We start from the raw sequence: 11619 nt of genomic DNA on the forward strand, positions 1-11619 counted from the left end.
CATGAGCATCGAACCAACCATTGCCGCAGAAAGCCGCCGGGACCCCTGGTACCGGCGCCTGCCGGTCGTCTCCCACTTCAACAAGAGCGTCGGCCTGCAGCGGGGCATGCTCGTCACCGGGCTGATCCTGACCTCGCTGTTCCTGCTGACCGCCATCTTCGCACCGTTGATCGCACCCTTCGGCTTCTCCCAGATCTCCGACGCCGACGGCAGCTTCCCCGCCCAGCAGGCACCCGGCGGCAAGCACCTGCTCGGCACCACCGTGGGCGGCTACGACGTGTTCTCCCGGGTCGTCTGGGGCGCGCAGACCGCCGTCATGGTCATCATCGTGGCCGTCATCATGTCGATCTTCATCGGCGTCATCCTCGGCCTGGTCAGCGGCTACATCGGCGGCTGGCTTGACCGGATCCTCGTGGTCGTCGCCGACGCGGTGTACGCGTTCCCTTCCCTGCTGGTCGCCATCGTCATGGCAATCGTGATCAGCGGCGGGCGTTCCAGCCTGTGGGGCGGCATCCTGGCCGCGGCGATCTCGATCACCGTGGTCTTCATCCCGCAGTACTTCCGCGTCATCCGCGCCGAAACCATCCGGCTCAAGGCCGAACCCTTCGTGGAATCGGCCAAGGTGGTGGGCGCGTCCAACATCAGGATCATGACCCGCCACATCTACAAGAACGCCACCCGCACCCTGCCGCTGATCTTCACGCTGAACGCCTCCGAAGCCATCCTCACCCTCGCGGGCCTGGGCTTCCTCGGCTTCGGCATCGAACCGACTTCGGCCGCCGAATGGGGCTTCGACCTCAACAAGGCGCTGGCGGACACCACCTCCGGGATCTGGTGGACCGGTGTCTTCCCGGGCCTGGCCATTGTCCTCACCGTGGTGGGGCTGACCCTGGTCGGCGAAAGCATCAACGACCTCAACGACCCGCGCCTGCGCGGCCGCAAGAAGGCTGCCTCCGGCAAAGCCGGCCCCGGCACCGGCGGACCCGGTTCCGCCGCCCAGGCAGCGCACTCAGCAGAAGTGAGCAGTTCATGAGCACCAATATCGGTTCCGTTTCAGACCAGCACGCCCGCGGCGCCGGGCCCGTGCTGGACATCGACCACCTCAGGGTCACCTTCGCCACGGACGCCGGGGACGTCTATGCCGTGAAAGATGTCAGCCTCGAGGTCAACCCCGGCGAAGTCGTCGCCATCGTCGGCGAGTCCGGCTCCGGCAAGACCGTCACCGCCAAGACCATCCTGGGGCTGCTGCCGGAGACGGCGATCAGCTCCGGCGCAGTGCTGATCAACGGCAACAACGTGATCAGCGTCAGCGCCTCGAAGCTGCGGGAAATCCGCGGCCGCGACGTGGCCATGGTGTTCCAGGAGCCCTCCACGGCGCTCAATCCGGTCTTCACCGTCGGCTGGCAGATCGCCGAGGGCATCCGCGCCCATGCCGGGCACGGGGGAGCAGGCCGGGTCAGCGCCAAGGAGGCCAAGGCTCGCGCCATCGACGCCCTGCGCAAGGTGGGCATCCCGGATCCGGAAACCCGGGTCAACTATTACCCGCACCAGTTCTCCGGCGGCCAGAAACAGCGCGTCGTCATCGCCGCCGCGCTGGCGCTCAACCCGGGCCTCATCGTCGCTGACGAGCCGACCACCGCACTGGACGTCACCGTGCAGGCGGAAATCCTGGAACTGCTGCGCGACCTGCGCGACCAGTACGGCACCTCGATCGTGCTGATCACGCACAACATGGGCGTCGTGGCCGACCTCGCCGACCGCGTCGTCGTGATGTACCAGGGCGACGTCGTCGAGGAGGCCAGCGCTCGGGTGCTCTTTGCGGAACCGAAGCAGGACTACACGAAGAAGCTGCTGGCCGCCGTCCCGCACCTGGGCCGGAACTCCGCCTCGGCGGGCATGACCGAACGCGCCCACCAGGGCGGCAAGGTGCTGGTCGAGGCGAAGAACCTCACCATCGAGTACCCCGGCCGGCTGGGCAGCCCGGCGTTCAAGGCCGTGGACGGCGTGAACTTCACCCTGTCCGAGGGCGAGGTCTTCGGCCTCGTCGGCGAGTCCGGCTCCGGCAAGACGACGATCGGCCGCGCCATCGCGGGCCTGAACAGAACCACGGGCGGCAGCCTCAAGGTGCTGGACTACGAGATGCTCAACCTCAAGGAGCGCACCTTCAAACCCCTGCGCAAGCAGATCGGCTTCGTGTTCCAGGACCCGGCGGCGTCGTTCAACCCGCAGCTCACCATCGGTGACTGCATCGCGGAGCCGCTCATCATCCACACCAAGCCGACGCCGGCGCAGGCACGCCAGCGGACCCGGGAGCTGCTCGAATCGGTGCAGCTGCCGGCGGCTTACGCGGACCGGTACCCGCACGAGCTCTCCGGCGGCCAGCGCCAGCGCGCCTCGCTGGCGCGGGCACTGATCCTGAACCCGAAGCTGCTGATCGCCGATGAGCCGACGTCGGCACTGGATGTTTCGGTGCAGGCGAAGGTGCTGGAGCTGTTCAAGGACATCCAGGCCGAATTCGGTTTCGCCTGCCTCTTCATCAGCCACGACCTCGCCGTGGTGGACATCCTCTCGCACTGGGTCGGTGTCCTGTACAAGGGCAAGATGGTGGAGCAGGGCCTTGGAAACCAGGTCATGGGGCACCCGCAGCACGACTACACCAAGAAGCTCATCGCGTCGCTGCCGGTCCCGGATCCGGACGAGCAGGCCCGGCGTCGTGAGGAGTTCCGCGCGGTTCTCGGAGCCTAGCAAGCGGCCGCGCCTGCCCCGCCTGGGGCGAGGGCTGGCCGCACCAAGGGGCATGCCCGCCGTTCACTGCGAACGGCGGGCATGCCCGCTTAACACCCCGCGGGATTTCCGTGCCAGCCCCTAGACTGGACGAATGACCGAGCAGAACCAGCACCTCCCTGACGCCGATTCCTACGACCCCACGGCCAGCTCGCTGGCCGGGCACGTGGATCCCGCGGTGATGGCGGAACTGCTCTCCATCCGCTCCAGCATCGACAACATCGATGCCACCCTGGTCTTCCTCCTGGCCGAGCGCTTCAAGGCGACGCAGAAGGTCGGCTTCCTCAAGGCCGCGCACAAGCTTCCCGCGGGGGATCCCGGCCGGGAAACGGCACAGATCGCGCGCCTGCGCCGCCTCGCCGCCGAAGCCCACCTGGACCCGGCGTTCGCGGAAAAATTCCTGAACTTCATCATCGGCGAGGTGATCCGGCACCATGAGGCCATCGCCGAGGACCATGAGGCGGCCGCGCACCGGGGCACGGCTGCTGCGGACCCCGGCGTTTCCGCCGAGGCGTAGCCGTGCCCGTACCCGTTTCCCCCGGCCAGGTCACGGCCACCGCACTCGGCCCGTGGCCGGGGGAGGACCCGGTCGAAGCTGCCCGCATCATCCGCGGCGAGCTCGGCAGTCCACACGTTCCCTTCCTCGCCGAACTCCCGGACCGAGGCGTGGGTTCCGACGCGCTCGGCCGGACGGCGTCGCTGCTGGAGGGCCTCGCCGTCGACGTCCAGCCTTACGGCTGGCGGCTCGTTGACCGCCCCGGCAAGGACCTCATGCGGGCCCGTTCGGCGCTGTCCACCGACATCAACGTCCTCGCCGACGTCGTCGGGGCCGAGGACACGCCGGCCGCGGAGCTCAAGATCCAACTGCGCGGCCCGCTCAGCCTCGCCGCCGGACTGCACCTGCACAATGGGGAGCGGGCCCTCCTCGACCACGGCGCCCGGCGGGACCTCGCGGCCTCGCTGGCAGCCGGTGTGGGCCCCTACCTGCGCAAGGTCGCCGCCGCCGCGCCCGGAGCCGGCCTGGTGGTGCAGCTCGACGAACCGGACATCGCCGCCGTGATGGCCGGCACCATCCCCACCTCCAGCGGCTACCGCACCCTGCGCGCGGTCGCCGGTTCTGAAATCACCGAGTCCTGGCGCCTCGTCATCGATGCCCTGAGGGCCGCCGGCGCGGCCGAAATCGTGGTCTCCGTGCCTGAAGTCGAGGCGCCCTTCGACCGGATCCTCGCCGCCGGTGCCGACGGGATCGCGGTGCCGTTGCGGGCACTGACCTCCCGCCAGTGGGAACAAATCGCGGCAGCCGTGGAGTCCGGGAAACGCTTCTGGGCCGGGGCGCTGCCGGTCGACCAGCCGGCCGCGGCGCTGCCGCGCGTGCCCCAGGCCGTCGAAACGCTCTGGCTCCCGTGGCGTCAGCTCGGCCTCCCGGCCACGGCGCTGGGCACCGTGCGGGTGACGCCCTCCGCAGGCCTCGCCGGACACACCCCGTCGTCCGCGACGGCGGTGCTGACCCGGCTGACGCAGCTCGCTGACGGCCTCAACCAGCTGGCGCTCGGCTAAGACCTAGACGCGGCTTTCCCAGCGCTCGGGCCGGGCCCTCTCCGGCAGGTAGCCCGGCGCCAGGGCATCCGCCGGGTAAGGCTCAAGCCGGTAGTCGAAGTGCCCGGCGTAGACCAGCACCAGGCCGATCTGGGGCTGGATCACCTTGACCTGGATCCGGTGCCGGCCCTCGTCCGGCTCCCACCATTGCTCGGCATAGGCCTTGGCATCCAGGGCGTCCGGCAGCGGGATCCGCAGCGGCCCCAGGAACAGCCGGGAGGCCTCGGAGACGCCCCGCAGCCGGCCTTCCGGGGTGACGCTCAGGTTGAGGTCGGTGACCAGCCTGCGGTAGCGGCCGACGTAATCAACCAGCCGCGGGGTGCCCCCGGAGGAGTCCGTGCTGGTGGTGTCTTGGAAGATCCGGGTGGTCTGCGGGAAGAAAATTTCCCGGCGCGCGGTCAGGCTGGAGCGCCCGAACGGGTCCAGATGGGCGTGGTTCTCGATCCGGAACCTGATGCCCTCGCCGTATTCCGGGAAGAACGCCTGTTCGCCGGTCGCGAGCCGCAGCAGCGGCCGCAGCCAGCGCTGCCGGCAGCCGACGACGTCGAAGACGCCCTCGCCCACCCCGTAGTGCCCGGAGCCCGGGGCGAGCGAGAAGTACTGCTGCAGTTCCGGCTGCAGCCGGGAGAATTCGCGTCCCAGGCCGAGCTGGTAGATGGGTTCGTAGCTGGTCACGGCATACTCCTTGGGGTCACAGCCGTCCGGCGGCCTTCAATCGAATGTACGCGTCCGCCAGCGCCGGCGGCAGCAGGGATGGCTCGGCATCGACTACTTCAGCGCCGGCCTGGCGCAGCTGGGCGCTGACCGCCTCGCGTTCCAGCAGGGCCCGCTCGGCCGCCGCGGCCCGGAACACCCCGCTGGCGCTCGAACGCTCCTGCTGCATTTCGCCGAGCATGGGATCGCGGACCGAGGCCACCACCACCACGTGCTGCTGCGCGAGCAGGGCGGCCATCGGCAGCAGCCCCTCTTCGGGCGCGCCGCCGTCGAGCGCGGTGAGCAGCACCACCAGGGACCGGTGCGCGGAAACCGAGCGGATCTGGGCCGGGATCTGTGACCAGTCGAGTTCGATGAGTTCGGCGTCGAGCGGGACCATCGCCTGGACCAGCTGTCCCAGCAGGTTCCCCTTGGCCGCCGACCCGGCCCGCGCCCGGAGCCTGCGGTCGAAGGCGAGGAAGTCCACCCTGTCGCCGCCCCGTTCGGCAAGGACAGCCAGCAGCAGCGCCGCCTCGATGCCGGTGTCCAGCCGCGGCTCGTCCGCGATCCGGGCTGCGCCCGTGCGCGAAGTATCCAGCAGGATGACGACGCGGCGGTCGCGCTCCGGCCGCCAGGTGCGGACCACGACGGCGGAGCGGCGGGCCGTGGCACGCCAGTCGATGGAGCGCACGTCGTCGCCGCGGACGTAGTCGCGCAGGGAGTCGAATTCGGTGCCGGCGCCCCGGATCTGGACCGCCGCCTTGCCGTCGAGCTCCCGCAGCTGGCGCAGCTTGGACGGAAGGTGCCGCCGCGCGTGGAACGGCGGGAGCACCCGGAGGGAACCGGGGCAGGGCAGGGTGCGTTGCCGTGCGGCAAGGCCCAGCGGGCCGAAGGCGCGGACCGTGACATGCGCGGCGCCCAGTTCGCCGCGCCGCGTGGGCTGCAGCGTGACGGTCATCCGGCGGCGCTCACCCGCCGGTACGAGCAGGCGCTGGTTCGGGTTCTGCGCGCCGGCCGAGGGCTGCCAGGCGTCCCGGACCAGGCCGTGCAGGGCGCGGCGGCCGGCGTTGGCCACCGTCAGGACGGACTCCGCCGACCCCGTGAGCGGGACGCTGCCGGGATCGGTGCGCTGCACCGAGACGTGCCTCAGCGCTACCGCGAGGCCCAGGTCGAGCAGCGCGGCGGCGGCCAGCAGCAGGAGGACAACCCCTGCGGACTCCCAGCCGGGCAGGAGCACGGCGGGGACCAGGCCAAGCAGTGCCAGCAGCACGAAGCGTCCGGAAATCGCCATGGCTCAGCGCGGCACTGGCACGGAAGCGAGGATGCTGCCCAGCACGCCGTCGACGTGCACGCCGTCCATCTCCGCCTCGGGGCGCAGCGCCACCCGGTGCCGCAGGCAGGGCAGGGCGAGGGCCTTGACGTCGTCCGGGGTGACGAAGCGGCGGCCGGAGAGCCAGGCCCAGGCACGGGAGCCGTTCAGCAGGGCCGCGGCGCCGCGCGGCGAGACGCCCAGCTGGAACGACGGCGCGGAACGGGTGGCGCGGACGAGGTCGACGATGTAGGCCAGGACTTCGGGACCGATCTCGACGGCGGCCACGGCCTGCCGCGCCTGCTCCAGCTCGGCGGGACCCGCGACGGGGCGGACGCCGGCCGCGGCCAGGTTGCGCGGATCGAAGCCGGCCGCGTGCCGCCGGATCACCTCGATTTCATCCTCCCGGCCGGGCAGCGGCATGGTCAGTTTGAGCAGGAAGCGGTCCAGCTGCGCCTCCGGCAGCGGGTAGGTGCCCTCGTACTCCACCGGGTTTTGCGTGGCCGCCACGATGAAGGGCGCGGGAAGCTGGCGCGAGACGCCGTCAACCGACACCTGCCGCTCCTCCATGGCTTCCAGAAGCGAGGCCTGCGTCTTGGGCGGCGTCCGGTTGATCTCATCCGCGAGCAGGATGTTGGTGAAAACGGGGCCCTCGCGGAAGCTGAACTCCGAGGTGCGCGAATCGTAGATGAGCGAGCCGGTGACATCGCCGGGCATCAGGTCCGGGGTGAACTGGATCCGCTTGGTATCGAGGCTGAGGGCCGCGGAGAGGCTGCGCACCAGCAGGGTCTTGGCCACGCCAGGCACCCCTTCAATCAACACATGTCCCCGGGACAGCAGCGCAATCAGCATCCCGGTGACGGTGGCGTCCTGCCCGACGACGGCCTTGGCGACCTCCTGGCGCACATCCAGCAGGGCCTGGCGGACTGGGTCCGGGTCCCGGGCGTCCCGGTAGCCGTGGGCTCCCGCTGCCTGCTGCGGCGCCTGCTGCGCGGCGGGCCGTGGCGCGGGCCAGGGGGCGGCAGTGCTGGATCCGGCAGCGGCTGTTGCGGCCGGGCCGGTGGAGACGGTTGGCTGATCATTCATCGGGCGTGTACCTCTTTCTCTAGTCTTTCCAGCTGCTGGGCCCAGCGCACGAGCTCGGCTTCGGCCCGGGGTTCGGCGTCGAGGACAACGGCGACGCTTTCCGGAGTCCGGTCCAGGTGCCGGGCAGCCGCGTCGATGATGGCCGCGGCCCCGGCGTCCGGTCCCAGCCGGAGGGTCCTGGCCAGCCGCACCAGCGTGCCGGCCCGGAGGACGTCGGCGGCACGGTCCACGGCGCGGGCGTCATGGTAGAGGCGGGCCCGTCCTTCAGCCGTCTCCACCGCCTTCACCACCACGGGGAGCGGTTCGAAGACCAGCGGGCCAAGCCTGCGGCCGCGCCAGAAAATTGCCAGCACCGCCACGAACGCCAGCCAGGGCCCCAGGACGTGGGTCCACGGCGCGGCCAGCTCATCGAGGGTCACCGGTTTCTTCGCCGCGGGCACATCGGCGATCCCGGGCAGGTACCAGACCAGCCGCTGCTCCGCCCCAAGGGTCCGCAGCACCAGAGCTGCGTTGCCTTGCTCGGCGAGGGCTCCGTTGCTGAGGATTTTGGTGCTGCCCAGGACCACGGTCCGGCCGTCCTCGCTGCCGGCGTAGAGGCCGCCCCCGCCGTCGCGCGGCGCGTAACAGACCACTTCTCCGTCGTAGAGGTAGCCATTCGCGGCCGAGACCGTGCCGGCGTCGACGGGGTCGGAAATAACGCAAGCCGGGGCTAGTACCTCGGTGCCGTCCCGCACCACGCCGGCCTGCACGATCCCGCCGCTGACGCCTTGCAGCGTGTTGAGCCGGGGTGTGATCACCACCAGACGGTCCGCCGCGCCGCCCAGGTACTGCAGCTGGTCGCGGCCGAGGTAGCCGTTGCGGTCGTAGAGCAGGACGGTGGTGCGCTCGCCGGCGCGTTTGGCGCTTTCAAGCGTCTGGATGGTCGACTCGAAAGAGTCCCGCTGCTCCACGACGACGCCATGGCGAACAAGGATTTCCGCGGCGGCGCGTGCTCCTTCAGGGGCGGGATTTCGGATGGACAGCTGGGTCCGATCTCCATGGGGTTGCAGCTGAAGCACCGCCGTGAGGACGAGGGCAGCGACAAAGACGACGCCGAGGATGGCCCAGGTGCGGTGCCGGCGGATCCAGCGCAGCGGCGCCGCTGTGCTCTTCACAGCGGCCTGACGAGCGCGTCCGAACCGGTGCCCCGATAATCCGGGGTGGTGCCGGCCAGCGCCGCATCGAGCCGGGCGAGCGCCGCGTGGTCCGGGGATCCGGCGTCCGCCCCGCCGTACCGGACGGCGTCAAAAGTGAGTGCCGCCTCCTCCAGTTCGCGGGCGTACGCTCCAAAGGCGCGGCCCAACCGGGCGGCGACCTCGCTGGCGGTCCGGCCGGGTTGCGGATCCAGTACGGTGCGCTCCTCCGCCGCGCGCACGAGGGCGCGAAACTGCTCGACGACGGCGGCGGACCAGTCCCCGCGCGCCGCGGCGGCGGAGGCCCGCCCGCGGTGCGCGTCAGGGCTTAGTGCCGCATCGGCGTCGAACACGTCCTGGGCGGCGGCCCGCCGGGCGTTGAGCCGCGGACGCACCACCACGACGGCGACAGCAATGACCACGGCGGCGATGACCAGCAGGAGCGGCACGGCATAGCCGCCGTCGGCGCCGGGGGTGCCGTCGCCGGACAGGGAGCGCAGCCAGCGACCGAACTCGGCAAGTGCCTTGTCCAGCCAACTGGGCTCGGCTTCGCGGTACGGTGCCTTCGCGAGCTCCTCCGCCGCCCAGCGGCGCGCTTCGTCCCGGTCGGGCAGCACCGGAGGTTCCGGCTGCAGCCGGGCCGACAGCACCGCCACAGCGCGCTCGGCGGCGAAGACGGGGGCCGCCGTCACCGCCGGACCGGGGGAGGACCGTAGGGAGGTTGCTGCCAGGTGGAGGTGTCCCCGCGGATGGCTGCGGTCCGTCCCGGGACCCCCTCCGGGTCACTTCCCGTCTCCAACTGCCGCAGCAGGGACAGATCGAGTCCGTCCTTGCGCATCCGCAGATCCAGATAGACCAGGGCAACGGTTGAGGTCTGGAAGGCGTAGCCCACGGCGGCCACCAGCGCGGTGACCGCGGTGCCGACGACAGCGACCAGGATCCGGACCACCTGGGACCCACCCTCGCCGCCCTGGGAGAAGACGGTAAACCCGACGGCGTTGCCCAGGAGGCTGACCGGAATAAGGACAATCTGGGTGATAACCCCGACGAGCAGCCCCACCACCAGGGTGACGCCCAGGATGCGCCACCAGTTCCTGCCCGTGAGCTGCCAGGAACGGCGCAGCCCGGCGAAGGTGCCGATCTCCTCCACCACAATCGCCGCCGGCGCGACGAGGAACCGGATGCCGAGCCAGAGCAGCACAATCATCAGGCCGATGAACAGGAGCACCAAGGCAAGCACGGCGGCGCGCTCCATGGCCGCAACCAGGGCCATCGTTGCCACCACCGCGAGGACGACGACGGCGGCCGCGCCCAGGATCAGCAGGCCTGCGAGTCCCAGCAGGGCACCGGTCCGGGAACGGGAGAGCGTCCACATCTGGCGGAAGCCTGTCCGCCTGTTCAGCAGTGCCCGCGCCACGGGGACCGCCATGGCACCCTGCATGACCACCGAAATCAGCACGGTCAGGAGCGACAACAGCGCGCCGACGCCGGCCGCTGTGCCAAAGGCGAACGCCGTGGCTTGCGACGAACCCAGGTTGCCCGGCCAGGGTGCGCCTGATCCCCCGAAGAGGGCACCTGTCTGGGCCAGCGCGGAAGTGACAGACGTCAGGGCCTGGGCGATCACGCCCGCCCCCAGCATGGCCGCGGGATTCCGCCTGACGGTCCGGAATGCGCCGTCGAGGATTTCGCCGAACATCAAGGGCCGCAGCGGCACAATGCCGGGCTTGGGCGGCGCGACGTAACGCGGCTGGCCATAAGGGGAGGGGACGTAGGGGCCGGAAAAGCGGGGGCCGGGCTGGGGAGCGCCCCACTGCGGCTGCTGGCCCCACTGCGGGGTGGTGCCCCATGCGGGTTGTTGGGCCTGCGGCTGCTGGCCCCACTGCGGGGTGGTGCCCCCTGCGGGTTGTTGGGCCGGCGGCTGCTGCCCCCACTGCGGCTGGCCGCCCCACTGCTGCGGTTCGCTAGGTTCCTGCTCAGACAAGCTTTTCCTCCCCAAGAAAATTGCCCACCGGATGCACGCGGCCGGGGACCGGTTGCCGTGCCGCCCGCGTGCCCCGGCGTAAGTCCGGGCCAGGCTTGCCCCCAGCCTATAGTTTCGACGGCCGGCCGCAAGCATTCGGGCCAAGTCGCGGCACCAAGTTAGCGGCGGGACCACCCCGGGTGCCGCAGCATGTGCAATCGCCCGCGCCATGCCGGGGACTGCCCGAATACGACAAAGCCATTTCAATAGGGGAATATATAACCTATGAAGGCACGGATTTTGGTAGTGGACGATGACGAGGCGCTGGCCGAGATGATCGGTATTGTGCTGCGCAACGACGGCTTCGACCCCGTCTTCTGCGCGGACGGTGGACAGGCCCTGGAGGTTTTCCGCTCATCCAAGCCGGACCTGGTGCTGCTGGACCTGATGCTTCCCGGCATTGACGGCATCGAAGTGTGCCGCCAGATCCGCGGCGAGTCTGATGTGCCGATCGTCATGCTGACGGCCAAATCCGACACCTCGGACGTGGTCCGCGGACTCGAGTCCGGCGCCGACGACTACGTTCCCAAACCTTTCAAGCCCGCCGAACTCGTGGCCCGGGTGCGGGCACGGCTCCGCCCCGGCGACCAGAAGGCCCCGGAGACGCTGCGCATCGCGGACGTCACGATTGACGTCGCCGGCCACGTGGTCAGCCGCAACAGCGAGCGGATCTCGTTGACCCCGCTGGAATTCGACCTGCTGGTCGCCCTGGCGCGCAAGCCCTGGCAGGTTTTCACCCGGGAGCTGCTGCTCGAGCAGGTCTGGGGCTACCGCCACGCGGCGGACACCCGCCTGGTCAACGTCCACGTCCAGCGGCTGCGCTCGAAGATCGAACGCGATCCGGAAGCCCCTGAAGTTGTATTGACGGTCCGTGGTGTCGGCTACAAAGCAGGTTCCTGAGCCGGCGGACGGCCCGCCGGGGACCGCCCCGGAGACCGCTGCCCGGCTCGAGCTCCCGG

The 11619-nt window shown here is 70.4% G+C and carries 11 protein-coding genes; 5 read left to right on the forward strand and 6 right to left on the reverse strand.

Going from position 1 to position 11619, the window contains the following annotated elements; all coding sequences use genetic code 11:
* Position 1 precedes the first annotated feature (1 nt).
* From AB4Y91_RS04105 to AB4Y91_RS04120, 4 genes are all read left to right on the forward strand, one after another.
* On the forward strand, positions 2-1033 hold the full coding sequence (locus AB4Y91_RS04105; protein WP_441417247.1) for an ABC transporter permease: 1032 nt from the start codon (positions 2-4) through the stop codon (positions 1031-1033).
* Complete coding sequence (locus AB4Y91_RS04110; RefSeq protein ID WP_441417248.1) at positions 1030-2745, forward strand: ABC transporter ATP-binding protein; 1716 nt, start codon at positions 1030-1032, stop codon at positions 2743-2745. Before AB4Y91_RS04105 ends, AB4Y91_RS04110 begins: the two co-directional genes overlap by 4 nt.
* A 133-nt stretch (positions 2746-2878) precedes the next feature.
* On the forward strand, positions 2879-3301 hold the full coding sequence (locus tag AB4Y91_RS04115; RefSeq protein WP_441417249.1) for a chorismate mutase: 423 nt from the start codon (positions 2879-2881) through the stop codon (positions 3299-3301).
* 2 nt (positions 3302-3303) lie between these two features.
* The gene (locus tag AB4Y91_RS04120; protein ID WP_441417250.1) at positions 3304-4341 is read left to right on the forward strand and encodes a hypothetical protein; all 1038 of its coding nucleotides are present in this window, start codon (positions 3304-3306) and stop codon (positions 4339-4341) included.
* Between the two features lie 3 nt (positions 4342-4344).
* On the opposite strand, the gene AB4Y91_RS04125 is transcribed toward AB4Y91_RS04120, so the two are convergent.
* The 6 genes from AB4Y91_RS04125 to AB4Y91_RS04150 are packed head-to-tail and all read right to left on the reverse strand — an operon-like array spanning position 4345 to position 10621.
* Positions 4345-5055: a DUF4166 domain-containing protein gene (locus AB4Y91_RS04125; protein ID WP_441417251.1), complete on the reverse strand. Its 711-nt coding sequence runs from the start codon at positions 5053-5055 to the stop codon at positions 4345-4347.
* 16 nt (positions 5056-5071) lie between these two features.
* A complete protein-coding gene (locus tag AB4Y91_RS04130) occupies positions 5072-6364 on the reverse strand; it encodes a DUF58 domain-containing protein (protein ID WP_441417252.1) in 1293 nt (430 codons plus the stop codon).
* A gap of 3 nt (positions 6365-6367) precedes the next feature.
* Positions 6368-7468, reverse strand: coding sequence for an AAA family ATPase (locus AB4Y91_RS04135; protein ID WP_441417253.1), 1101 nt, complete (start codon positions 7466-7468; stop codon positions 6368-6370).
* Positions 7465-8622, reverse strand: a complete 1158-nt coding sequence (locus tag AB4Y91_RS04140) for a DUF4350 domain-containing protein (RefSeq protein WP_441417254.1) — start codon at positions 8620-8622, stop codon at positions 7465-7467. The genes AB4Y91_RS04135 and AB4Y91_RS04140 overlap by 4 nt, the downstream gene beginning before the upstream one ends.
* Entirely contained in the window at positions 8619-9332 is a 714-nt protein-coding gene (locus tag AB4Y91_RS04145) for a DUF4129 domain-containing protein (RefSeq protein WP_441417255.1), read from the reverse strand. The genes AB4Y91_RS04140 and AB4Y91_RS04145 overlap by 4 nt, the downstream gene beginning before the upstream one ends.
* Positions 9329-10621, reverse strand: coding sequence for a DUF7847 domain-containing protein (locus tag AB4Y91_RS04150; RefSeq protein WP_441417256.1), 1293 nt, complete (start codon positions 10619-10621; stop codon positions 9329-9331). Before AB4Y91_RS04150 ends, AB4Y91_RS04145 begins: the two co-directional genes overlap by 4 nt.
* A gap of 264 nt (positions 10622-10885) precedes the next feature.
* Here AB4Y91_RS04150 and mtrA point away from each other — a divergent pair, with 264 nt between their 5' ends.
* Positions 10886-11560: an MtrAB system response regulator MtrA gene (mtrA, locus tag AB4Y91_RS04155; RefSeq protein WP_175321836.1), complete on the forward strand. Its 675-nt coding sequence runs from the start codon at positions 10886-10888 to the stop codon at positions 11558-11560.
* Positions 11561-11619 lie beyond the last annotated feature (59 nt).

This window comes from Arthrobacter sp. YAF16 (assembly GCF_052113385.1).
GTDB lineage: Bacteria > Actinomycetota > Actinomycetes > Actinomycetales > Micrococcaceae > Arthrobacter.

What these genes read in the sequence shown, in the direction of transcription:
- AB4Y91_RS04105 (WP_441417247.1), top strand. Translation starts at nt 2, where the DNA reads ATGAGCATCGAACCAACCATTGCCGCAGAAAGCCGCCGGGACCCCTGG.
- AB4Y91_RS04110 (WP_441417248.1), top strand. Translation starts at nt 1,030, where the DNA reads ATGAGCACCAATATCGGTTCCGTTTCAGACCAGCACGCCCGCGGCGCC.
- AB4Y91_RS04115 (WP_441417249.1), top strand. Translation starts at nt 2,879, where the DNA reads ATGACCGAGCAGAACCAGCACCTCCCTGACGCCGATTCCTACGACCCC.
- AB4Y91_RS04130 (WP_441417252.1), bottom strand. Translation starts at nt 6,364, where the DNA reads ATGGCGATTTCCGGACGCTTCGTGCTGCTGGCACTGCTTGGCCTGGTC.
- AB4Y91_RS04135 (WP_441417253.1), bottom strand. Translation starts at nt 7,468, where the DNA reads ATGAATGATCAGCCAACCGTCTCCACCGGCCCGGCCGCAACAGCCGCT.
- mtrA (WP_175321836.1), top strand. Translation starts at nt 10,886, where the DNA reads ATGAAGGCACGGATTTTGGTAGTGGACGATGACGAGGCGCTGGCCGAG.